The sequence below is a fragment of the Oleiphilus sp. HI0067 genome, assembly GCF_001635735.1.
In genome coordinates this window covers 1-403 of sequence record NZ_LWFI01000391.1, presented here as the reverse complement: position 1 = coordinate 403, position 403 = coordinate 1, and the positions used below count along the sequence as shown (strand labels likewise).

Here is a 403-nt window from a genome sequence, read left to right as displayed (position 1 = left end):
GGCACTTAAATTGAGTGAGTTGATTGAATGAATTTTGGAAGTGATAACCAAAGTGGAGCCTCAGAGCAGGTATTAAATGCCATTATTGCTGCAAATGCTGGTTCCAGCTCAAGCTATGGCACAGATGAGTGGACACACAAAGCCGAGCTGCTATTAGCCGAGATCTTTGAAACCGATCTTAAAGCCTACTTTGTTACCTCTGGAACGGCCGCCAACTGCCTTGCGCTATCCTGCCTCGTTCAGCCGTGGGATCAAATTGTCTGTCATGATCACGCACATATCTTGAATGATGAACTCACCGCTCCTGAAATGTATACCGGTGGCGCGCGTTTAACAGGTCTTGATATTGATCGTCCAAAACTAAGTCAGCAGGCATTGTTTGAGTACTTAACAACGTTTGAAG

1 protein-coding gene is annotated in these 403 nt (G+C 45.4%); it reads left to right on the top strand.

The annotated features are described in order from the left end of the window. Positions 1-27 precede the first annotated feature (27 nt). Positions 28-403: beta-eliminating lyase-related protein (locus A3739_RS04665; RefSeq protein WP_231877006.1), on the top strand; the 376-nt coding region annotated here is incomplete at its 3' end.